The sequence below is a fragment of the Pseudomonas sp. GWSMS-1 genome (assembly GCF_049847425.1).
GTDB lineage: Bacteria > Pseudomonadota > Gammaproteobacteria > Pseudomonadales > Pseudomonadaceae > Aquipseudomonas.
Genome location: NZ_JBMHHV010000002.1, coordinates 34,067 through 54,980, shown reverse-complemented (window position 1 = coordinate 54,980; position 20,914 = coordinate 34,067). Strand labels below are relative to the sequence as shown.

Sequence of the window (20,914 nt, the reverse complement as noted above, 5' to 3'; positions counted from 1 at the left end):
CATCGAGCAAGCCAACGAGCTTCGGCATCAGTTCCGGTTACTCATAAGTCGGATTCAGGCTCAGGCCTGAGCCAACCCTACCCGAGCAAGCTGAAGCCCCCCCGCTGCTGACCCAACTCGCTTGGGATTTTCCTTGTTAGCCGTAGCCTGGAACCATCTTCCAGCGGCCAACACGGAGTTGCCCATGTCACTTGCTCGTAAAGCCTCAATCCTCGCTCCAGCCCTCATTGCCTGGGTCTTCTTTGCCCTCGGCGGAATCCAGGCCGTTACGGTCTGGGCAGGGGTCGGGGTTATGATCCCTGATGAGTTTATGATGCTGGCTGGAGGTCTCGCAGGGACGGCCGGTATGTTCATCCTGGGTCTTTTGGCCTGGGTGTTCTGGGGGTGCTGGGTCTGTTGCTCGGATTGCTGGCAGAAGGGAGCGATCGGGCATGAAGTACAACACATTCCAGGTGAAGCGCCGCGAGGTTAGCGTCAATGAGCGCAAGGCAGCGGCCTTCCGCCGCAAGCAGCAACGCGAGGCGCAGGCTCTGCCCCTCTTCAGCGAACAGATCCGCGAGCAGCAACACAGCTGGGACACCGAGCTGGAGCGCCGACAAGCTCAAGATGATCTCACTGTGGGGCGTATGCGCTCATTCGAGGCGCAGATGTGGCGCAAAGCCCGCGCCATGTACTTCGCCCTGCCCCTTGAGCTGCGAGGCCCCTGCAAAGCCGAATGGGAGGCCTGGCGTGGCCCTCACAACCCGTTCAACCTGATCTATGTGGTGCAGAAGCACAACGGCGTTGGCGCGGCCCGCGAGGAAAAGATGGCCGCAGAGCGCCGGGCAAGCAATGCGCGAATTGCCGCGACGGTGAGCGCGCAGCCCTGTTTGGTCTGAGCCGCTTCTCTGGTTGGGTATACTGCACTGCCGGTACCAAACGCTAGATTTGATCAGATAGGCAAAGTTGCCTACTCTCTTACTTAGGCAATGTTGCCTATTCCTCGTGGCGAAATCAGATGGACAACCGCAACCGCTTCCTGACTTTGCTGAAAGAGAACGGAATAACGCAGGCGAAAAGTGCTGTCCTAATCGCTGCCGTCACTCAGCGTCCTTGCTCGCCGCGCACCGTTAGATCCTGGGTGAATGATCCCGAAAAGGCCAGCTCGACACCATGTCCTGATTGGGCTGTTGCCGCACTCGAAAAGGCAATCGAGTTCATGAAGCGCGCATTGCAACGGCGCGAAGAAGAGCGGCAGGCGAAGGGCGATGAAAGGGAGCAATAGCACCGCTCCCCTACCAGCTGATCACTGACGCTTTGGCCTAACCGGCAACCTCTCGACGTTTGTCGATTCTTCGATTGCCACCTGGGCCTGCAGGTAGGCGAAAAATTCAGCATGTGACTTGCGGATACCGTCTATTCGCTGCCGGGCAAGATCGAGCATGGCAGACAGTCGCTCCTGCGGCGGGTGGTCCCGCTCCCAACCAAGGTTGGCGTCCAGGCCGCTCCTCAGATCACGGTAGATATAGTCCGCAACCTCCCAAAGCGATTCACTGCGGGCTGTGTATCTGTCGACCTTGCGCCGAAGGTCCGCCACCAGCTCATCCTTGCTCATGAAAGTGAGGGTCATCTTTTCTGCGTGAAGTGCCAGCAGCAGCTCAGTCATGGAGAGGATTCGAGCGCCGATGTCGGTGGCGTCCCGCGAAATGGCCGGTAGCGTTTTGTCCAAGGCCTTATCGATGGCAACCTGGTGAAGCTGCCGGGCCTTCTCCTTACGTTTTTCCTCCCGATTCTTTATCTCCTTAGCGTGCTCAACACGGGTATTGAGCTGGCGAACCAGGTCAGCAGCCTGACGGATAATTTCAGCCTCGTCTGGGGTCAGTAGGTGGCTCAGCCGGCCCCCCAGCAGCTTTTCCAGCTGGGTAGCTGCACCCGATAGCTTGGACTGCTGGGTGCGCAGTTCGGCAGCGCTGAAGTAGCGCATAGTCTCCAGAATTTGCTCGGGGGTTACCCGCCACTTCAGCTTGTCGTCTGCCATGTCCTTGGTCCTTGATGTTTGTGCGTTGATCATAGCCCGTAGGATTGGGATTCTGCCGGAGGCTGGCATTGTGAGGCAAAACCAAGGAGGTTTCCCCAGTGATTACGACCAATGCCCGCACCAAAGACCTCGAAGACGTAGGCCTGCTGCTCCACTCGATCCTGCGCTACGCAGAAGCCAATGCCGAGCGCTTGGATCGCTCGATTATCTCTATCGGCTACAGCACCCTGCTGAGCAACGCCGATCAAGCAGCCTGCTGGCTGGCAGAGCTTCACGTTGATACCGGCCCAGACTGGGACGGCTGTGTCTGGCTGGAACGCCTGGAGGACATCAGCGAGGGCAGCTTGGCGCAGATGCTCTACGCCGAAGATGTGGACGTAGAAAGCGCCGTGATTCGCTGGCTCTCGCGCCGTTGAAACCAGGCAGAAAATATTGATTGAGGGTATCCCTATGAGCGAACACACCACCATGCAATTTGGCACCCTAGAGCTGCGCAGGACTGAGGAGGGCTGGCAGTACCTGAGTGAGGGCGTCGGTCACGAGCCTGACGCTTGGAACGATGCCGCCAGCGTCCTAGGCCCTTTCGGCGGTTCTGGCGTCAACGATCTGCTTGATGAGCTGGCAGCTGTAAAGGTCAGTGCCGCTGCGCGGGAGCAGGAGCTGGTAGAGGTTCTGAAGCACATTCGAGGCAAGAGTAACTGTTGCGATGCCTGGGATGATATCGACGAAGTTGTTCCCTACAACCACGCTCTTTACAGCTGAAACAGCTGTGATCTGAGGCGGATTTTATCTTCTCCAATGCTCCGCGGTGATGCGTGTTTCCGGCCTCCTCTGGCGCTTGGGATTTTCTGGGCCGGTGAGAGGCTGAAGGCATCACCAAGGAGGCGATGCACATGCACACCCAACCCCACGACTTCAGCCATGACGCCCAACACATCATCGCGGGCGATGTCCTCGATCAGTTCTACGCCCCGGTCCAGTTTGATGCTCTGACCCTGCTGGCCAGCGAGCATATCCGCCTGCGCGAGCGCATCATCGAAGTCCACGGCATCATTACCCAAGAAAACGTCAGTGGCGTGATGGGCTTCTTCTTCAAGGGCAACGGCAGCGACAAATACGGTCACAACGCCTCTCTGCGGCACCTCAACTCCTTCACCGAAATCTTCAACCTAGAAGGCGCGCTCAATGAGCTGACGGCGAACTTCTGGGACCGCGCGCTGCGCCAGACCGACCTAATGGAGTACATGCCCCAGGCTCGCCGCTCGCAATGGACTGAAACCCTTAACGCCTGGCGTGAGCATGGGTACCAGCGAGGAAAGAACCCTGAGATGGACATGCCAGAGTTCAACCTCGATAACCTGCGCGCCACGGTGCAAGGGCTCCTGGCTCGCCGTGCTGAGTTCCTGGCTGAGCGGGTCGATGGGATTTTTCGAGGCCTGTCCAAGCAGCACGTCACCAATGTGCCGGAAGGCTTTTCTAAGCGCATGATCATGAGCGGAGTCTTCAATGAGTGGGGCAGCACTGACCACGAGAGGGAGGGCGTGGTACACGATCTTCGCTTGGTAATCGCCAAGTTCATGGGCCGCGATGATCCGTCCCGAGCCTCTACCGGCCAGCTGCTGAAAACAGCCCGCGCCTCGCGTGGCGAATGGCTGGAAGCTGATGGCGGGGCCTTCCGCGTCCGCGCCTACCAGGTCGGTACCGCCCATCTCGAAGTGCATCCTGACATGGCCTATCGCCTCAACAGCGTGCTGGCCTACCTCCACCCGGCCGCCATCCCGGAGAGCTTCCGCAAGCGCCCGGCAAAGGTAAAAGCCAACGGCAAAACATTCGCATCAAAGCCCTTGTTCGAGCGCCCATTCTCCAACGCGGTAGGCGCTGTTCTGGCGACCCTTTCCCAGTACAACAAAATCGTCAAATCCGAGAGCTTCCGCCGCGACTACGACCATATCCCAGTGCGTAACGCCGTAGCGGTTCCCTTCTACGAGCGCGACCGCAGCAAGCACCTGATAGCTGAGGTCGATACCGTCATGCAGGCTTTGGGGGGCGTGCTGACCAACTGCACGGTCAATCAGCGAAGCCAGTATTGGCAGTTCGATTTTGATGCCCTGGATCTTATCCACGAGGTCGCCGCACTCGGGTACATCCCCGATCACAAGAGCCACCAGTTCTACCCCACCCCGGTGACCGTTGCCGAGCGCCTGATTGACTGGCTCGATATCGGCTTGCTTGATACCTGCTGTGAGCCTCAAGCCGGTCAGGGTGGGATTGCTGACCTGATGCCCAAGGATCGCACCCGCTGCATCGAAATCAGCCCGCTGCATTGCGACATCCTGCGCCGCAAAGGCCACAACGTCATCGAGGGCGATTTTCTCACCTGGAATTCAGGCAAGTTCTCCGTCATCGCCATGAACCCGCCTTACTCCGAAGGCCGTTGGCAGGCCCATCTGCAGCACGCCAGCACTCTGCTGGAGGACGGTGGCCGCATCGGCGCTGTTCTGCCCATGAGCGCCCGCCGTCATGCCGTTGATCTGCTGCCGGCCTTTGATCTGGAGTTCAGCGAGCCTATCGAAAACGCATTCTCGGGCACCTCAATCAGCGTGCTGTTGCTCAAGGCCACCAAGCGCTGAGCCAGTCCTATCTGTACGAAATGTGGCGGGATATAGCGCCCGCCCTTGATCCGACTCCCCTACCCTTGCAACCCATAACCCGAACAAGGAATTGAGCATGACCCCTCAAGACATCCTCGCTATGCCGGCCGATGCCTACATGAACGACTGCCAGAAGAATTTTTTCCGCCAGGTTTTGCTGGATAAGCAGGGCTCTGCGATGGAGTCCACTGCTCAAGCGCGTGAAACACTGGCCAACCTGGGTAACGCGCCTGATCCCGCAGACCTGGCCAACATTGAAGAAGATCGGCAGAACCTGACCCGCACCCTGGATCGTCTGCACGGCCAGATCCTAGAGATCCGACGCGCCCTCAAAGCCATTGATGATGGCGACTATGGCTGGTGTGAAACCACTGGCGAGGAAATCGGCCTGCGCCGTCTGCTGGCCCAGCCCACCGCGCGATACTCAGCTATCGCCCAGAACATGAACGAAAGCATCTCCCGGCACTACGCTGCAGCCTGACCCGACTTGGGTTTCCCCACCCTCGTGCGAGGCTTCCTGATATCAACTCAAGGAGCCTCGCATGCTTATCCCGACACATCAGGCACGCCTGCTGATGCAGCAGAGCACCACCGCCCAGCTTACCTCTCAAACAACCTTCTATTCGCATGCTACGGCCCCAACCAGGTGGGGCGGGATTTCGTCGTGGGCGATATCCACGGTGAGTTCTCCCTCCTGCGTAGCCTGCTGACAAAGGTCGGGTTCGACGAGAAAACCGACAGGCTCTTTTCTGTCGGTGACCTGGTGGATCGAGGCCCGGAGTCCCCTGCTGCGATTCGTTGGATGAGGTACCCGTGGTTCATCCCGGTACGCGGCAACCACGACCACTGGTGTATTGAAGGCGGGTTGATCGACGAGCCTGCAGGCCATCGACGGCACGGTGGCGCATGGTTCTACGAGCTTCCCAAGGCAGTGCAGCCGCTCATGGCAACCCTTCTCAACCAGATGCCCGTAGCCATCGAGGTCGAAGGCCGCGATGGTGAGCGATTCGGCATCGTGCATGGTGAATGCACTCATCACTCCTGGTCCCGGTTTCGTGAGGCGCTGGAGGGCGAGCTGGGCGACTCCTACCGCAACCACCACATCATGGAGGCAATCTGGCGGCGATCCCGCCTCGAAGACCGTGATACAACCCCTGTAGCTGGCATCGACAAGGTGTTAGTCGGTCACTCTGTTGTCGAGGAAGTAACCACGCTGGGCAATGTCGTGTACCTGGACACTGGCGGCTGCTTTAAGGGCGGACGGCTAACTTTGTTCGAGCTTGGGGGGCTGGAGAGATTATTTCTGTACCAAACATCAGCGCCACTTCTGAGCAACTGGACATATAAGCTAGTTTTATTCCAGCTTTCTCCTCTCCTATAAAAGCCATATATAACTGGAGCCATTCTGTGGCCAGCAAAATAGCCAAAGCGAACACAACCCCAATTCAAATTGAGTGGCCGCGAGCTGACCCAGTTGAACTTGCGAAGTTTGACCCCGCAACTAAATCTTGCACCATGAACTGCGGGCCTCACGCACATGACCCAAGGAAGCAAGTAGAGCGAATTTTCCTGTGTAGCGACTGCCTTGTCACGGAGACTAAACAATGAGTATCACCGCAACTGACATTAAGAAGTGCAAGAAATGTGAGAGCACTGATATTGGCTGGCAAACTTTTTACACATCGACTGGTGGCGTGCCGGATGGCCGGCTGCGACTCAGCGAAGTTCAGTGCCAATTTGTACTTGGCTGCAACTTTTGTTCGGAAACTTTGTTGGTTCTTTCTGGTGATCGCGTAGCCGAAATCTTAACTAATACTTTGAAGTATTAAGTTATTCGTGCGGCGAATTTTCTCCCTCGAAGGCGCGATGCACTGGGAGCGTGAAGAGCAACCTGGTTGGTAGGGTTTCACGACAGAATCGCCAGTCACCCCCATAGCCTCCCCCCCATTCCCATGATGGCCTGCACGAGCGGGCCATTTTTTATCTGCTGTGGGTTAATATGTGGGGCTGTAATTTCGTACAGTGCTAGAGTTGTTGCATGCCGGGGCTTGGGTTAATTCTGTACGGGGATAATTTATCCCCGTACATAGCGGCGCAATCTTCGCCACTACCCGTACAAATACCCGCCCTCGCCCGGTTCACTCGGGAAACATTCCTCCCAGGAGTCTCTTCTAGTGGATAACGCCATTTATCACGTCACCCTCAGTGAGAACGTGGCCAAGATTCTAGAGCTTGGTCTGATACCGCAAATCGGCACCCTGGCCAGCGCCTGTGCTGAGGTCGAAAACCGGACGTTTTTCTTCCCATCGGTTGCTGCGCTCGAAGATGCCCTTTCCGGGTGGATGGGAAATGAGCTTGAAGAAGCTGACGCCCTTTCAGTGCTGCTAATCGACTCGTTCGGTCTGGAGCTGAAACAAGACCTTGATTACGAGCTGTACTCCACGAATCCAATTCCGCCGTCCAGAATCACAGTCATTGTTGACCCAACACTGCCTGGCTTCGCTGCCCCCGGTTTTGAGCAACTGGCGTATATCGCAATGACCGAAGGCGTTCTGCCGGGGCAGCAGGCATGAGCAAACTAACCCCTCGTTTTGTAAAAGACATCGAGCAGCCCGGCACCTACCAGGACGGCCGGGGGCTTTTCCTCAAGGTCACATCGACCGGCTCCAAGAGCTGGATTTTCCGCTACAGCATTCTCGGCCGACGCCGCGACATGGGGGTTGGCACCTACCCGGATGTGTCACTGAGGGACGCGCGACTTCAAGCGGACAAGTCTCGCCTCGAACTGGCCCAAGGCATTGATCCGCTCGCACGGCGTGACGAGGCAAAGGCTGCAGAGGCTCACGCACGTCGCCGTAGAGTGGACTTCAAGGCCGAGGCTGAGCAGTACGTCCGCACACATTCGCCATCCTGGAGCGACAAGCACTCCAAACAGTGGCGCAACAGTCTGGCGAAGCATGTCTACCCTGCCCTTGGCGCGTTGCCCATCGACCAGATCGACACCAACCAGGTTGTGGATGTCCTCACACCCATCTGGGCCAAGATCCCCGTCACCGCTTCCCGACTTCGCAACCGTATCGAGCTGATCCTCGACGCGGCAAAAGCACGCGGCAGCCGCACGGGGGATAACCCAGCACGCTGGCGGGGCCACCTGGACAAGCTCCTACCCAAGCAGAAGCACAAAGCCCGCCCTCCCCGGCAATGCCAGCAGAAAGTATCCGTGGACTGATGCACAAGCTGGACAGCCTGGACTCCCCCGCAGCACGCGCAACAGAGCTGCTGATCCTCACCGCCTGCCGGAGCACAGAAGTCTGCCGGGCTGAGTGGGTTGAATTCGACTTCAAGGCTCGTATCTGGACCATCCCAGCCGCGCGGATGAAGGCTGGCCGTGAGCACCGTGTACCTCTGACCGAGGCCATGATCCAGGTGCTCAAGCAGCAGGAGGGTAAGCACGCCCGGTATGTGTTCCTCAACAAGTGGCGCACTGGGCCATTACCAGGTAACGCCATCGGCCGCGTGCTCTACGAGCTGCAGGCCGGCGAGGTAGTGCCCCACGGCTTCCGTTCGAGCTTCCGGACATGGGCGGCCGACTACGCCAACTATCCGCGAGAGGTATGCGAGATGGCCCTGGCCCACACCTTGGAGAGCAAAGTTGAAGCGGCATACAACCGTGCCGATCTGCTGGAGAAGCGTCGCCAGTTGATGGCCGACTGGGCCGATTTCATCCAGGCTAGCGGTGTGGCCAGAGCGGCCTGAGGCACCCTTAACCCATCTTAATCAGGCAGCTTTCCAGCCAGATTCAAGCTCATTTGGCCCCATTCCTGCGTAGCATCAGATTCGCTAGCAAGCCGGCAACAGCTATCCGGCACGGCGTTTACGGTTCTACCAAGGGGGCATCATGCTCAGGATTGCAAAGCAAAGCGTTCACCTGCTAGATGGGACTGTCGTCGCTGCCGAAGTCCTTGCTCGGCTTCAGATCGGCAACAGTGAGTTATCACCAGTTGCGTTCATGAGCGGTTGCTCGCCAGAGTCCTGGTACGCACTCGATATCGAGGTTTTGCGGCTGGTTGCATCCTGCGAGGAGTTGCGTCAAGCGACTGTCCCCACGTTCGTCAACGTCTCCCCAGCAACCCTGCAGAACGATCACTACTTCACTGCATTCTGTGCTGAGATTGCGGGGATCGTCGACCAGATGAAGGCAAGGCTCGTCATTGAGATCCCAGAAGCGAGCAACCTCTCCGGACATGAGTTGAGCCGCAAGCTGCATGAGATCGAATTCTCAGGCGCACAAGTCGCTATTGATGATTTCGGGACCAAGTTCGCCGATCAAGCCAGGCTGTCCCTGCACCCGTGGAACTTCTGCAAGATTGATCTGGCAGCATTTCAGGAGCAGGAAAACCTCAACTGGTTGGATGCGGCGATAAACTACGCACGCAATCATGACATCCAGCTCATCATGGAAAAGCTAGAATGCCTGACCCACATCGAAGTGATGACCCCAGTTAAGAATTCCGCCTGGTATCAGGGCTACGTCTTCTCGCGCCCTCTCCTCGTCTCGACGCCCAACGCGGTATTCGGCCTTCCGCGTACGCCATTGCAGCGCCGCGATGTTGCCATTGCTCAGCGGGCATAAACCGCTTTAACTCAAGAGGGGCGTCACCTTGCTGGCCGCCCACTACTCATCGTTTACTTGTCCATCTTGGCTACCAGCCGCTTGAATCAAGCCGGCCCTGCCGCAGCAGCAGCCCTAATCATGATGCCCCTTGCGTAGCGCGGATCAGCGCAGCAACGCCGGCTGCATCCATCCAAGGGGTGTTGGCCTGCAACTGGCGCAGAAATAGCGAGGTTACAAAGAACACGTCAGGGGCCTCAACCGGAACAGCTTTGACGCCTTCGTCCTTGGCAAACACTTTGATGAAGACCTTGCCGCCGTCCTGCCGCTCCATCGAGAAGCCCTTGCTGTTGTCCTGGCCGTGATTCTTGAACTCGCACCGCTTCATCACGCCCAGCAGCACAGCGGTGACGATGGGAAGCTCGCTGCGGGTCAGTTGAAGGCGAACTTTTTTCCCCCAGTTGTACTGCTTGGGGCCGGTCGCGGTCGCAGCATCGAGCGCGATGGTATGCACTTCGTTGCGGGTGAGGTCAGCCTCAAAGCACAGTGCCGCCTTACCGCCGTAGACATGGAAAGAGGCCCTGTCCTGTGGACGCTGGCCCTGGATCGGCTTGGCGGTCTCGTCCTGTACCTCACGCACCGATGCTGACTCATCTGCAGCACTTTCTTGGTTGGGTGCTGTTACGCGCGTGATGATGTTTCGCAGGAACTGAACGGCGCTGGTATTGGCCGGTACCACCTCAAGGCCTGCACGAACCTTTCACGGGTGGTGTACGCACCGATGGACTTGATCTGCTCAGGGCGAAGAATATCCAACCCAGCGCCCTGCAGCTTGGCGTTGATATCGCGCAGCGTAAGCTGGCCTGCGGTTGACTCTGACATAGCGCTCGTCTCTGGATTAACTCAGAATCAACTTACGACCACTATTGGGAAACCCAAATGAAAAAACCGGCTATGCGCCGGTCTTTTCCTCAGTTATCGGTAATCGACAACTCTTGCGGTTCTTGATTTCCTGCAGAGTTGGTTGTGAAGGGTTAAACACAAACTGTCCATCATCGTAGCGCTCCAAATAACCCCACTCGACATCGAGGTCACTTTGTCCAGGTTGTGGGCGCTTGGCCCACCAAGGTTCACGCCATAGCAGTTGAGCCATGATTAACCCTCCAGGTTAGTTACGCTTGCAACCAACCATCTACAACAGCAGCACCGTGTTCAGCTTTCCATGCTTTCAGGACTTTGTTGTTGCCGCCCTTGGTTTCAACAACCTCCCCGTTATTGGGGTTCTTGTAGACCTTAACCTGGCGCTCACGGCGTTTCGCAGGCTCTGCCACAGCGTTCTTGACGCTTTGCGGGTCAAGAATAGCGATCACGTTCGGGAGCGATTTTCCATACTCAGCCATCAGCGCGCGCAACTTATTCTCGAACTCGATTTCGGCCTTCAGTCGATCATCCGAGCTGAGCTTTTTCAGTCGATCTTGCAGTTCGGCCAAGGCCAGCTCGGTTTCGCGGTATTGATTCAAAAGCGACATGCAAACTCCTTAACAGATAGTTTTTCCTGAAATAACGGTAGGCAAGTGGCCTATTAATTCAAGCATCAACGCATTTTCGATTTACGCCAATCCCACGGTGGAACAATTTTTTCGTCTGGAAGTTGCCATAAACCCACTTGGTCTGCCTTTGCTTTCTTTACGAGCTTCACCAGCTCCGGCGATTTAGAGTAACGGGGATCAACCCAGGCATAGCCGTCAACTACCATAGCGCGGTTAAGCCAGATGTCGCCCATATAGACATGAGCCACAATCCTCGAATAGCTCCGTTGACCTTGATCATCAACCTGCACACTCTGTCCCAGCACTGCTCCTCTCAGAGCATCACGAGCCTCAATCCCATAGGGCTGTTTTCGCTCAGGTGCGTCGATCTCTGCCAGGCGTACCCGGTAAGCCTTCTTGCCCTTAAAACAGCTCTCTCCTGGCTCGCACGGCTTCGGCACGGTCACCGTGATGGTATCCCCGTCCGACACCGCCACAACGGTCGCGTCGAACATGGCTGCCTGTGCCAGCAAAGGAAGGGCAAATAGCGCCATGAGAAGTGCTCGACTCATCACACCACACCTGCCGCGACCAGGAGCGAATATCCTGCCATGAACCCTGTGCAGCCACACAGCGGGTAGAAGGCGTATCCCTTCAGTGTTTTCATAGTGTTCAGGAAGGCTAAGCCTCCTCCTCCATTTTAATGATTCGTGTTTGCATTTGGTTCAGCGCTTCAATGGCTGCATCAATAGCCTTGCGCGTGGATGTCACCAGGGAGTCTTTTCCATCGAGCATCGCATCCATCCGGTTGTTTTCTTTGCGCAGCCGCTTCGAGATGCTGTCGAAGTCTTCACCCTCGGCTGGCTTGATACCGAGCATCTTGTTTTCCATTACTTTGGACTGCTTGTTCAGCAGCTCGCGGAGGGTCGCTCGCTGGGTCTCTGCATTCTTGTCGAAACCGATGAGGCTTTCATACAGCTTTACTGCTGCCTTCCCCGACTGCAGCACAGCGAACGACTCAGGTTGCTTCTTGGCTTTATCATCTTGAGCCACGGCAACCTCGGCACCCTTCCCTGCCGGAGGGTTGCTGCCCGAAGAGGGCTTGCCGCCTTGTAATGCTACAAATTCCGTGTTGGTTTCGACCAAGGGCGAACCGTCAGAATCGTTAGTAGTTTCATGGCCACGATCTTGGGTGAGGTCGAGTGCCAGTTCACTTTTATTCATGTTGTGCTGCATGAGGTGATCTCCTGGATCTGTTTGTCGTTATGGACCGGCGTTTTGCAAGGTAGTTGTCGCGTCAGCCGTGTTTTTAAGCTGCTATTTTCAGTGCCGGCTGCTCCCTTTCCGGGTTGAGTGTGACGGTGCCGATTGGTTGCCAATTTCGCGTTGCACCTGACCAGCGATGCGGGTGTTTAAAACGGGCTTGCTGATACAGCACATGACGCTTGGCCAGCACCTCTTGATCCTCTCCACGATGGCGCTGCGCCGGGGTCACGAAGCGGATGCGGCTGTGGCGGTGCTCATGGTTGTACCAGCGGATAAAGTCGCGCACCCAGCTGCGTGCTGCGTCCAAATCGGCAAAGCCATCCTGCGGCCATTGCGGGCAGTATTTCAGGGTTCTAAACAGCGATTCTGAGTAGGGATTGTCGTTGCTCACCCGCGGTCGTCCGCGCGAGGGGGTGATGCCCAGATCGTACAACTTGCTCAGCAGTGTCACCGATTTCATCGGCGCGCCGTTGTCCGAGTGCAGCACCAAGGGTTGGCCCACGCAGCGCTCGCCGAGCACGGTACGCTGCATCAGTTCGGCCGCACGCTCGCCGCTTTCTTGCTCGTAAACCTCCCAGCCCACGGCCTTGCGGCTGTAGATGTCCTCGATCAAATACAGGTAGTAATACTGCCCGCGCACCGGCGATTGCAGATAGGTGATGTCCCATGACCAGACCTGGTTACTCTTCGTTGCACTGTGCGTGGTCGGCGCGGCGTGCCTCTGCGGCGCATGGCTGCGGCCGCGTTGGTGCTGCTGATCGGCGGCCTTGAGGACACGGTAAAAGGTGGCCTCTGAGGCCAGGTAACGGCCTTGGTCGGCCAGCCTTGGCACGATCTGGCTCGGCGGCAAGCTGGCGAATGGCGGGCTGTTGCACACCTCCAGAATGGCGCGGCGCTCATCAGGACTCAGGGCGTTGAGCGGCCGTGGACGTAGCGTGGTCGTGCGCTCATCGGCCTGTATAACAGGCATCAGCGCCCAGCGTTGCAGGCTGCGCAGCGACAGGCCAATCTCTGCGCAGGCCACCGCCTTGCGCGCGCCAGAGGCGACGGCATGGTTAAAGCGTTCAACGAGTTGTTGCCGTTCTGGCAGCGAGGTCAAACGTCCTCGCTGTCGTTTCCCCAGAAGGCATTCATCTTTTTTCTCAGTACCAATATGGCGGCGGTTTCCGCCAGCGCCTTGTCCTTGCGCCGCAACTCGCGCTCCAGTTCGGTAATGCGTTTCTTGTCGGCCCGTGCTTGATCTCGCTCTGCCTTGAGCTGCGCTTTGGCGGACATCTGGCCCGTGATGCAGGCTTGGCGCCACGCGCTGATTTGCTCGGGGTACAAGCCCTTGCTGCGGCAGTATTCGCTGAGCTCGATCTCGCTCAAGGCAGCGGCATGTAGCACAGCCGCAAACTTAGCTTCGGCCGGCCAGTCATCGGCGTTGTTCTTGTCTCCGGGCACTACCGCGCCTCCTGCTTTGAGCTTTGTGCGCCAAGCATACAGGGTGGCTTGGGAGATGCCTTCTTGGCGCGACAACTCGGCCACGGACATGTTTTGCGGCGGCAGTAATTTACGGATAAGGGCCGCTTTACGCTCAGGTGAATAGCTCGACATTACAGCTCTCTTTGACGCCCCCGATCTATCGTTTTGATAAATCAGCTCAGGCGACAACTAGCCTGACACCGGGGGGGACATGCAAACATGACTGCCAGGAATCCCAACCCCTTATCGGCGGTGCTGACGAAGCGCCAAGCGTTCTTTGAGCTTGAGCGCCACCTCAACAGCAAATAGCAGTGCTTGAGTGTCGAGCCCGTCTTCCAGATCGCATAGGATTTCTTCTGCTACAGATTCCGCGTCCCAGCCCCCCATCATCCCTTCCTCAGAAAGCTCGAACATCCGTTGGGCTGACGGCTTGCGTTCCAGGGGCTCTATTGGGGTGTTTATCTGGGCGGGCTTCTCTGGTTCGACCAGATTCAAAGGCTCCGGCTCTTTGACGACCTCAGCAGTGGGTACCGATGGCTTCGCTTTGTTCTTGGCTGCCTCTCGTAACTCTCGTGCAGCCTTTGCTATCGCGCGCGGGCCACGCTCACAAAGAGCGCGTTGCTGATCCTGGTCGAGCTTCGTCACTTGCTCTGCTGCTGAGACGCGAATATCGCCGCGTTTAACCGCCTCGCATAACTCCTCGGTTCCATCCTTGAACACACGCAGCGCTGCAGATACAAATCGCGGGCTGATGCCGAGGGCTTTAGCCGCATCTTCGACACCAGGGAGTGGAGTGTCGGTTCGGCCGGCATCTTCTTCTGCGCCCGGTTCCCCGGTCTCAATCTCTCTCTTACGGCGAATCATTTCGGCTGCGACTATCGCGCGCTGGGCAACTGTCAACTGTCGGCGGTGCATGTTAAGACTGAGCACGAGGCCGAGCGGATCATCGCCCGTGTATACAGTTGTCTGCGGCTCTATATCTAGCTCTCTACAAGCCCGATAGCGATTGCGTCCATCAAGAATCTTGCCGCTGTACAGAATAATGGGCTCTAGCTGACCGTTTGCCTCGATGTCTTTAGCCATCAGAGCAAAGTCGTCGCCGGTAATGAGAGGGAATAGGGATGACAGTTCGTGGTATTCGAGCTGCTGTGTGAACATGACACGCTCCAGTTAAAGATTCACTGGAACGGTAGATGACAGCCGCCTCTCTAGGAGGCGGAATCTGGATGGATTACCAACAGATTTCAGTCATTCGAGCATGGAGCTCAAATCAAATCCTCTAGCTCATCGATCAGTTTTTCGAGAGCTTCTGGGTCTGGTTTCTCATTGGTAAAACGGAGTGATTTATCGGACATGACTTCGACAACCCCCATTCCAGATCGCGTAAATCTTGCCCTGGCTCAGGTGGGTTGACCCATGCCGGATGACGCCCAACGACTTGCGCTGATTTTTTCATGATGGATCTATGTCTCGCGGGTGTTAGAAGCTCGTAGCTGCCGGCTGCAACTGTGCGGTCAGAATTTGCCTTCAGCCTATGCTTTCGGCATTTCAATAATATATCTATTGACAGACTTTCACAGAAATTGGCCCCAGAAAACAGTACATTTTGTCTGTTTTTTTTTACGCAAATTTGCGAGAGGTCGATTTTTTGCGTGGTCCAGCATGGACCATTCAAATCGAGGGGAGGGTGGTCCAGTATGGACCACGGATAGTAAGAGGTGGCCGGTGGTCCATGCTGGACCACTGGATAGAGCGGAATCTATTCGGTCATTAACGCATCAAGAATCGCACGCTCGACTTTCTCCATATCAACACCCTTTGGGACCTTGATCCGGATACCAGACTTACTGACAACAAGTGAACCCTCCAGGCCGCCAGCAAATTTAATGGACTTCTCTTGTGAAGCACTAGGCAGAATTGGCTTCTCTCGATCCTTGAGTACCTGGTTAATCCAGCGCAAGCCCTGTTCTTGGGATATGCCTTCCTGATCGATCTTGTGTAGAGCCTCAAGTACAAGGTCTGGGTGTTTCTCACCGGCTGCTGCGTATTCAGAGGCGAGGGTGCTGCCGAGAAGGCGAGGGTGCAGAGTCAGATATTCAAGACAATCTTGCGGCAGCTTAGTGAGGTTTAAGCACCGCATAACTGACTGGTGGCTTACACCAACACGGCTCGCCAGGTGGCGAATAGATGTAACCTCACCGCGATCCAGGATCTGTTTGTAGGCACGACCGCGCTCGAAGTCTGTAAGCCCTTCTTGCCCTTCGTTATCGGCGAGTGCGAGGACTTGAGCCTCGGCATCATCGACATCGAGAATCCGCGAAATGATCGTTTCCCAGCCAAGGAGTTTCACGGAGCGCCAGCGACGTTCGCCTCCAATCAGCTCGTATCGGCCGTTAGGCTTGATGCGCAGAGAAATCGGCCGGTTGACACGACGAGCCACCGATATCGAATTCGCCAGCAATTGAAGTTCGTCATCGGTGATATCCAGACGCGGCTGGAAAGGAGAGGGGTCGATCAGGTCGACCGGCACATCCATGAATTCAGAGTTGCCAGCAACAGCAGGCTGCTCAGCAGCAAGCGCATAATCATGAGCATGGCGAGTTTGCTGCTCTAGGATGGAGTCGAGCGAAACATCGAGCTTGGCCTTGGGAAATTCAGCAGGGGCAACAACACCCTGAAATACCTGCGGTGTTGTTGGCCGATCTACTCCCAATCTCCGGCTTTCTTTTGGCATATCCAATCCCTAAAACAAAGTGGTCCATGCTGGACCAGGGTAGGGTGGTCCAGCATGGACCACCACTTCACATCTGAACAAGGCGCTCCAGGATCTCCCCGAAAACACTGCGCATTGCACCGGCAGAATTTTCTGACGCACCCTTCCAACCCAGTACAGGAAGGCCTGATTCAAGGGCCTTCGAGTAGTCCTCGGAGAAGTAAAGTTTCCCCTCGGTTACCTTGCCAGGGAACATCTGGGAAAGAGCCGCTAGGTGAGCCATTGCACGAGGCCTGTTCTTGATGAACATAGTGGGGATAGCAGCGACATCAGGGGAGCGCTGGTACTCCTCAGCAAAACTCTGCAGCTTATTGCCCAGGCGGGCGAGGGCACGGCAGGAGAATTTATCCATCCGGATAGGGCAGAGGATCATGTCACTTGCGACCATGCTGTTGCGGGTCATCAGCGAGCCGCTTGGGGCATTGTCGAACAGAATGACGTCATAGCCACTGAGGTCTGCTTGCGGGAGCTCACGCTTACGCCCTTTGCTGATGAACAGTGCGTAGCGGAAATCCTGATTGGCTGAGGCGTTGATGGCAACCTCCATGTCCTCCAAAAGGCCTTCGGCGGGCAGCAGATGTGGGCCGTATTCACCAAAGGGTTTCTTGATGATATCGGCCAACCCCTTCGGGGCGAACAGGGACGAGGTGGCTATGATGTTGCCGAGGCTTCCATTCACCGCGCGGTCAGCCGGAATACCCAGATCCACCAGCTCCTCTGGAGTCAGGTCCGGATCGTAGCCAAGCATCGACGTTGCATCACCCTGAGGATCGTTGTCGATCAGTAGAACCTTGAGCCCCATGAACCCAAGGTACATGGCAAGGTTCACAGAAGTCGTGGTCTTAGCGGTACCGCCTTTCTGAACGAAGGTCGATATGGTCAGGGGTCGCTGGAGGGTTTTCGTCAGCCCCTTGCTGCGTCGAATCGAGGCGATCTTGAAGAGGTCGGCCGGGGTGTAGACACGAGCAGGAACTGAGCCCCTGTTCATCCGACGAACTTCCATGCCAGGCTCGTCCTCGAAAGAACGAAGGGCTTTCGTGGTTATGCCGAGGCAATCAGCTGCGAACTGAGGCGCGTAGAAAATCTGATCAAAGTCAGCATAAGGCAGGGTATCGAAATCCATAGCATCTCCGATGCGTATTTTTACCTGCCAACTCTACCTCACTGCTCTGATAACGCAAGCTCGGGTCATGTTTGAATCGATTTTCGATAGTTAAACATTCCCCCAACAAAAAAACGCCCTTTCGGGCGTCTCATGAATTTCTTTCGTTTCAGGCCACGCTTTCGCTGACCTGATCGTCGTGTCGGGCTTTTGCACGAGCTATGGCGAACGAGGATGTCATGTAGGTCAGGCACGGAGATCGACCATACCCCTGTGGTTCAGCACAAATCTGGAGACCGCCCAGGTCGAACGTAATGCCATCAGGTTGGACTCTGGCGTGGGGCTCAAGCGTTGCCATCATCTGGTTAACGATTTCCAAGTAGGCCTCTTCCTGAACCTTAGCGACCAAGACATCGAGCATGTTGAAGCGGTTGAACGCTACTTCAGCGGTCAACACTCCAGGAAGGTCAACCATCATCCGAGGTACTTGGAAGATCGGACCATTCGTGAACGACATGCCAAACGAGCTAGTCAGTGCAAGGTTGCGCTTAGCGTCTTCGAGCCAGGATTCACCTATTACGAGTCGCCGAGTTGCCAGCGGGCTGGTGAATTTGTGGTTGGCCAAATTGATGGTTTTTTTTCTGGTCCATGATGGCTCCTAGTGAAATTGGAGCCATTTTCGCTGCCTGAAAATGCAGTTTGGGTCTCTATCTGGATGGTTTGGCTGTTGGCGCTGATGGAAAATTGACCCACCCTGCCGATTGAAATTTGACCCAGGGTGGATTGCTGATTTTGTTACCAGCAACTGTGGATAAGTCTACCAGCGCAGCTGCTTTTGAACCCACTCCTTCGCTAGCCCAGTTCAGCTGTTGAAGACCTGCCACATGCAGCCATGCAGCAGGCCGTCGTCACTATGAAATCAGAACGGCTCATCGTCCTCCGGTTCCTGGCCGCCCTTACGCTTTCGCTCCCGTGATTTGATCTTGGCCTGGGCCGCCAAGCTGCTGTGTTGCAGGCGATAGGACTCGTTACCGGTTTCGACGATGTGGCAGTGGTGCGTAAGCCGATCCAGCAAGGCTGTGGTCATCTTGGCGTCGCCGAACACGCTCGACCATTCGGCGAAGCTCAGGTTGGTGGTGATCACCACGCTGGTGTGTTCGTACAGCTTGGACAGCAGGTGAAATAACAGCGCGCCACCGGCCTGACTGAAGGGCAGATACCCCAGCTCGTCGAGGATGACCAGATCCATGCGTAGCAGTGCCTGGGCGATCCGCCCGGCTTTGCCATCGTGTTTTTCGCGCTCCAGCAGATTGACCAGATCGACCGTGGAGTAGAAGCGCACGCGCTTGCCATGCCGGGTGATGCCGGACACGGCCAGTGCGGTGGCCAGGTGGGTTTTGCCGGTGCCTGGGCCGCCGATCAGCACCATGTTCTGCGCGGTGTCGGTAAAGCTCAGATTGGCCAGCTCGCTGATCAAGCGAGCGTCGGCGCTGGAGGCGCTGAAGTCGAAGCCGGCCAGATCGCGGTGCATCGGCAGCTTGGCCATGTTCATCTGGTGGCTCACCGAGCGCATGGCACGATCCGTGTGCTCCTGTTCCAGTAGGTGTTCAAGCAACCACTTGGACGAGGCTGTGTTCGACTCACCCTGCGCAGTCAACTCCGCCCAAGCAGTGGCCATGCCGTGCAGACGCAGCTCCTTGAGTTCCGCCATAAGATCACGCATGACTGATCTCCTCGGTCTGGCCACGCAGGCGGTCGTAGCGCGCCGTGTTAGCGACGGGGGCTTCCTTGAGCGATAAGTGGGTCTCGATGCTGGGCGGTGGCTCGCTCGCGGTCAGGCGCGCCACGACATTGAGGATGTGTTCGGCGCTCAGGCTGCCGCTCTCAAGTACCAGTTCAACGGCTACCAGCACGGCATCGAGTCCGGCGACCGGCACGGCGGCCAGGACTTGCGCCATGATCCGATCACCGCCGGCATGACGTTTCAGTCCGTGCTTGAGCTGACGCAGCGGCGCTGGCAGATCAACAAAGGGCGCTCCGTTGCGCAGCGCGCCAGGCTTGCGCTCAATCAGCGGGATGTAGTGCTGCCAGTCGTAGCTGACCTGGTCGCGATCCAGCAAACGCGCATGTCTGGCAATCAGCGCATCATCGGCCACCACCTCGATGCGGGTCGGATACAACCGGCTGCTGACCCACTTACCGGCGTACTCACAGGGCACCGAGTAGCGGTTACGCCCGACGCTGACCAGGCAGGTACTGGAAACCCGCGCAGGCCGTTCGACGTAACCGTCGAAGGGCGCTGGTACAGGCATCAGTTCGGCGCGCTCCAACTCCAGCACCTCGGCCACACTGAGCCCGCTGTATTGAGGGTGCGTCAGCTCGTTCCAAAGCGCGCGGCAGCGCTGGCCCAGCCAGGCATTGAGCTCCTCGAAGGAGTGAAACTGGCAGTCCTGGGCGTCTAGCCAGATGCGCCTGCGGCTGTCTTGCACGTTCTTTTCAACGATGCCCTTTTCCCAGCCAGCGGCGACGTTGCAGAAGTCTGGATCGAACAGGTAGTGCGCGCACATCACCGCAAAACGCGCATTCACCGTGCGGCCTTTGCCCTTATTGACCCTGTCGACGGCGGTCTTCATGTTGTCGTAGATGCCCCGGCGCGGCACGCCGCCAAAGGCGCCGAACGAGCGTGTATGGGCGTCGAATAACATCTCATGGCCCTGGCTCGGATAAGCCACCAGCCAGAACGCACGGCTGGCGCACAGCTTCAAGTGCGCCACCTGCATGCGCCGGTAAATGCCGCCGATCAGCAGACCTTCTTCGCTCCAGTCGAACTGAAACGCCTCGCCCAAGGAAAAGCTCAGCGGCACAAAGGCCTGCAACGCCTTGCCCCGCTCACCACGCCAGGCACGGACAAACGCGGTGAGCTGGCTATAGCCACCGTCGTAACCTTCGGCTTTGATTTGCGCCAACAGCGCCTTGGCACTGCGCCGCTGTTGCTTGGGCCGCAGCGAATCGGCCTTCAGCGCCTGCTCCAGCGTGGCGTGAAAAGGGCTGAGTTTGTTGAAGACCGCGCGGCGCTGGTACACCGGCTGCTTGGCCTCCGGCTCCCTGACCCACTTGCGGATGGTGTTGCGCGCCAACCCGGTACGCTTAGTTATCTCATGCAGCGACAGCTTGTCGCGGAAATACATCCGCCGAATTTTGCCCATCATTTCCATACTGATCACCCTGTGTTCTCCTGCTCAATAATTGAGCAGAAGCAGTTGAACACCTGGGTCAGTTTTCAGTCGGCAGAACAGCCTCTACTGGGTCAGTTTTCGGTCAGCGGCAACATGGTTTGGCTACAGATTAGCGATAAGGCGAATTTTCTATGTTCACAGTGAGCTGAAGGCTCAAGTGACCTATCAAGGCGAGCGTCAGCATAACCACGCCAGCCGTCTCGATTCGCCGTCATCCTGTGTAGTTCTGGTGATAGGGCAGGGGGCTTGATAAGCCCCTGTCGT

24 protein-coding genes are annotated in these 20,914 nt (G+C 57.0%); 11 read left to right on the top strand and 13 right to left on the bottom strand.

Features of this window, described 5'->3' with window-relative positions; all coding sequences use genetic code 11:
* The first annotated feature begins 431 nt into the window (after positions 1–431).
* A complete protein-coding gene (locus ACEPAJ_RS00695; protein ID WP_425912931.1) occupies positions 432–878 on the top strand; it encodes a hypothetical protein in 447 nt (148 codons plus the stop codon).
* A gap of 119 nt (positions 879–997) precedes the next feature.
* Entirely contained in the window at positions 998–1,264 is a 267-nt protein-coding gene (locus tag ACEPAJ_RS00690; protein WP_069900622.1) for a hypothetical protein, read from the top strand.
* A 21-nt stretch (positions 1,265–1,285) separates the two neighbouring features.
* Here ACEPAJ_RS00690 and ACEPAJ_RS00685 read toward each other — a convergent pair whose 3' ends face one another.
* Entirely contained in the window at positions 1,286–2,050 is a 765-nt protein-coding gene (locus ACEPAJ_RS00685) for a hypothetical protein (protein WP_425912929.1), read from the bottom strand.
* A 65-nt stretch (positions 2,051–2,115) separates the two neighbouring features.
* On the opposite strand from ACEPAJ_RS00685, the gene ACEPAJ_RS00680 reads away from it, so the two are divergent.
* The 9 genes from ACEPAJ_RS00680 (at position 2,116) to ACEPAJ_RS00640 (ending at position 9,301) form a co-directional block, all read left to right on the top strand.
* A complete protein-coding gene (locus ACEPAJ_RS00680) occupies positions 2,116–2,433 on the top strand; it encodes a hypothetical protein (RefSeq protein ID WP_069900624.1) in 318 nt (105 codons plus the stop codon).
* A 34-nt stretch (positions 2,434–2,467) separates the two neighbouring features.
* Entirely contained in the window at positions 2,468–2,779 is a 312-nt protein-coding gene (locus tag ACEPAJ_RS00675) for a hypothetical protein (RefSeq protein WP_069900625.1), read from the top strand.
* A gap of 131 nt (positions 2,780–2,910) precedes the next feature.
* On the top strand, positions 2,911–4,647 hold the full coding sequence (locus ACEPAJ_RS00670) for a DUF4942 domain-containing protein (protein WP_158080556.1): 1,737 nt from the start codon (positions 2,911–2,913) through the stop codon (positions 4,645–4,647).
* A 97-nt stretch (positions 4,648–4,744) separates the two neighbouring features.
* A complete protein-coding gene (locus ACEPAJ_RS00665) occupies positions 4,745–5,149 on the top strand; it encodes a TraR/DksA family transcriptional regulator (RefSeq protein WP_069900627.1) in 405 nt (134 codons plus the stop codon).
* A gap of 183 nt (positions 5,150–5,332) precedes the next feature.
* On the top strand, positions 5,333–6,049 hold the full coding sequence (locus ACEPAJ_RS00660; protein WP_425912927.1) for a metallophosphoesterase: 717 nt from the start codon (positions 5,333–5,335) through the stop codon (positions 6,047–6,049).
* A 793-nt stretch (positions 6,050–6,842) separates the two neighbouring features.
* Positions 6,843–7,241 (top strand): hypothetical protein, encoded by a 399-nt coding sequence (locus tag ACEPAJ_RS00655; RefSeq protein ID WP_069900629.1) that lies wholly within the window; start codon positions 6,843–6,845, stop codon positions 7,239–7,241.
* Positions 7,238–7,897 carry a tyrosine-type recombinase/integrase gene (locus tag ACEPAJ_RS00650; protein WP_425912925.1) on the top strand — a complete coding sequence of 220 codons (660 nt, stop codon included), beginning with the start codon at positions 7,238–7,240 and terminating at the stop codon, positions 7,895–7,897. The genes ACEPAJ_RS00655 and ACEPAJ_RS00650 overlap by 4 nt, the downstream gene beginning before the upstream one ends.
* Positions 7,897–8,424 carry a tyrosine-type recombinase/integrase gene (locus ACEPAJ_RS00645; RefSeq protein WP_425912923.1) on the top strand — a complete coding sequence of 176 codons (528 nt, stop codon included), beginning with the start codon at positions 7,897–7,899 and terminating at the stop codon, positions 8,422–8,424. Before ACEPAJ_RS00650 ends, ACEPAJ_RS00645 begins: the two co-directional genes overlap by 1 nt.
* A 142-nt stretch (positions 8,425–8,566) precedes the next feature.
* Positions 8,567–9,301: an EAL domain-containing protein gene (locus ACEPAJ_RS00640; protein WP_069900636.1), complete on the top strand. Its 735-nt coding sequence runs from the start codon at positions 8,567–8,569 to the stop codon at positions 9,299–9,301.
* Positions 9,302–9,419: 118 nt separating this feature from the next.
* On the opposite strand, the gene ACEPAJ_RS00635 is transcribed toward ACEPAJ_RS00640, so the two are convergent.
* The 12 genes from ACEPAJ_RS00635 to istA form a co-directional block, all read right to left on the bottom strand.
* Complete coding sequence (locus ACEPAJ_RS00635) at positions 9,420–10,019, bottom strand: hypothetical protein (protein ID WP_425912921.1); 600 nt, start codon at positions 10,017–10,019, stop codon at positions 9,420–9,422.
* A gap of 213 nt (positions 10,020–10,232) precedes the next feature.
* The gene (locus ACEPAJ_RS00630) at positions 10,233–10,433 is read right to left on the bottom strand and encodes a hypothetical protein (protein ID WP_069900638.1); all 201 of its coding nucleotides are present in this window, start codon (positions 10,431–10,433) and stop codon (positions 10,233–10,235) included.
* A 19-nt stretch (positions 10,434–10,452) separates the two neighbouring features.
* Positions 10,453–10,809, bottom strand: a complete 357-nt coding sequence (locus ACEPAJ_RS00625) for a histone-like nucleoid-structuring protein, MvaT/MvaU family (protein WP_069900639.1) — start codon at positions 10,807–10,809, stop codon at positions 10,453–10,455.
* A gap of 65 nt (positions 10,810–10,874) precedes the next feature.
* Positions 10,875–11,381 (bottom strand): thermonuclease family protein, encoded by a 507-nt coding sequence (locus ACEPAJ_RS00620; RefSeq protein ID WP_202979498.1) that lies wholly within the window; start codon positions 11,379–11,381, stop codon positions 10,875–10,877.
* A gap of 109 nt (positions 11,382–11,490) precedes the next feature.
* On the bottom strand, positions 11,491–12,045 hold the full coding sequence (locus ACEPAJ_RS00615; protein ID WP_069900640.1) for a hypothetical protein: 555 nt from the start codon (positions 12,043–12,045) through the stop codon (positions 11,491–11,493).
* Positions 12,046–12,118: 73 nt separating this feature from the next.
* Positions 12,119–13,671 (bottom strand): IS3 family transposase gene (locus tag ACEPAJ_RS00610; RefSeq protein ID WP_236299687.1). Its coding sequence is split into 2 segments (ribosomal slippage): positions 12,119–13,209 and positions 13,209–13,671, totalling 1,554 coding nucleotides; the frame shifts between segments, so codons are not numbered across the junction.
* A 111-nt stretch (positions 13,672–13,782) separates the two neighbouring features.
* The gene (locus tag ACEPAJ_RS00605) at positions 13,783–14,697 is read right to left on the bottom strand and encodes a ParB/RepB/Spo0J family partition protein (protein ID WP_425912919.1); all 915 of its coding nucleotides are present in this window, start codon (positions 14,695–14,697) and stop codon (positions 13,783–13,785) included.
* A 601-nt stretch (positions 14,698–15,298) separates the two neighbouring features.
* The gene (locus tag ACEPAJ_RS00600; RefSeq protein ID WP_077750172.1) at positions 15,299–16,273 is read right to left on the bottom strand and encodes a ParB/RepB/Spo0J family partition protein; all 975 of its coding nucleotides are present in this window, start codon (positions 16,271–16,273) and stop codon (positions 15,299–15,301) included.
* 67 nt (positions 16,274–16,340) lie between these two features.
* Complete coding sequence (locus ACEPAJ_RS00595) at positions 16,341–17,435, bottom strand: AAA family ATPase (RefSeq protein ID WP_069900644.1); 1,095 nt, start codon at positions 17,433–17,435, stop codon at positions 16,341–16,343.
* A gap of 148 nt (positions 17,436–17,583) precedes the next feature.
* Positions 17,584–18,039: a hypothetical protein gene (locus ACEPAJ_RS00590; protein ID WP_425912916.1), complete on the bottom strand. Its 456-nt coding sequence runs from the start codon at positions 18,037–18,039 to the stop codon at positions 17,584–17,586.
* A 294-nt stretch (positions 18,040–18,333) separates the two neighbouring features.
* Complete coding sequence (gene istB, locus ACEPAJ_RS00585; RefSeq protein ID WP_425912915.1) at positions 18,334–19,137, bottom strand: IS21-like element ISPst3 family helper ATPase IstB; 804 nt, start codon at positions 19,135–19,137, stop codon at positions 18,334–18,336.
* On the bottom strand, positions 19,130–20,629 hold the full coding sequence (gene istA, locus ACEPAJ_RS00580; RefSeq protein WP_425912959.1) for an IS21 family transposase: 1,500 nt from the start codon (positions 20,627–20,629) through the stop codon (positions 19,130–19,132). Before istA ends, istB begins: the two co-directional genes overlap by 8 nt.
* Between the last annotated feature and the right edge of the window lie 285 nt (positions 20,630–20,914).

Bases quoted from the DNA above. Each gene is read 5' to 3' on its own strand.
- ACEPAJ_RS00615 (WP_069900640.1), bottom strand. From the start codon at position 12,045: ATGCAGCACAACATGAATAAAAGTGAACTGGCACTCGACCTCACCCAA.
- ACEPAJ_RS00600 (WP_077750172.1), bottom strand. From the start codon at position 16,273: ATGCCAAAAGAAAGCCGGAGATTGGGAGTAGATCGGCCAACAACACCG.
- ACEPAJ_RS00620 (WP_202979498.1), bottom strand. From the start codon at position 11,381: ATGAGTCGAGCACTTCTCATGGCGCTATTTGCCCTTCCTTTGCTGGCA.
- ACEPAJ_RS00675 (WP_069900625.1), top strand. From the start codon at position 2,468: ATGAGCGAACACACCACCATGCAATTTGGCACCCTAGAGCTGCGCAGG.
- ACEPAJ_RS00595 (WP_069900644.1), bottom strand. From the start codon at position 17,435: ATGGATTTCGATACCCTGCCTTATGCTGACTTTGATCAGATTTTCTAC.
- ACEPAJ_RS00605 (WP_425912919.1), bottom strand. From the start codon at position 14,697: ATGTTCACACAGCAGCTCGAATACCACGAACTGTCATCCCTATTCCCT.
- ACEPAJ_RS00650 (WP_425912925.1), top strand. From the start codon at position 7,238: ATGAGCAAACTAACCCCTCGTTTTGTAAAAGACATCGAGCAGCCCGGC.
- istB (WP_425912915.1), bottom strand. From the start codon at position 19,137: ATGCGTGATCTTATGGCGGAACTCAAGGAGCTGCGTCTGCACGGCATG.
- ACEPAJ_RS00665 (WP_069900627.1), top strand. From the start codon at position 4,745: ATGACCCCTCAAGACATCCTCGCTATGCCGGCCGATGCCTACATGAAC.
- ACEPAJ_RS00690 (WP_069900622.1), top strand. From the start codon at position 998: ATGGACAACCGCAACCGCTTCCTGACTTTGCTGAAAGAGAACGGAATA.
- ACEPAJ_RS00640 (WP_069900636.1), top strand. From the start codon at position 8,567: ATGCTCAGGATTGCAAAGCAAAGCGTTCACCTGCTAGATGGGACTGTC.
- ACEPAJ_RS00685 (WP_425912929.1), bottom strand. From the start codon at position 2,050: ATGATCAACGCACAAACATCAAGGACCAAGGACATGGCAGACGACAAG.
- ACEPAJ_RS00625 (WP_069900639.1), bottom strand. From the start codon at position 10,809: ATGTCGCTTTTGAATCAATACCGCGAAACCGAGCTGGCCTTGGCCGAA.
- istA (WP_425912959.1), bottom strand. From the start codon at position 20,629: ATGGAAATGATGGGCAAAATTCGGCGGATGTATTTCCGCGACAAGCTG.
- ACEPAJ_RS00645 (WP_425912923.1), top strand. From the start codon at position 7,897: ATGCACAAGCTGGACAGCCTGGACTCCCCCGCAGCACGCGCAACAGAG.
- ACEPAJ_RS00695 (WP_425912931.1), top strand. From the start codon at position 432: ATGAAGTACAACACATTCCAGGTGAAGCGCCGCGAGGTTAGCGTCAAT.
- ACEPAJ_RS00630 (WP_069900638.1), bottom strand. From the start codon at position 10,433: ATGGCTCAACTGCTATGGCGTGAACCTTGGTGGGCCAAGCGCCCACAA.
- ACEPAJ_RS00670 (WP_158080556.1), top strand. From the start codon at position 2,911: ATGCACACCCAACCCCACGACTTCAGCCATGACGCCCAACACATCATC.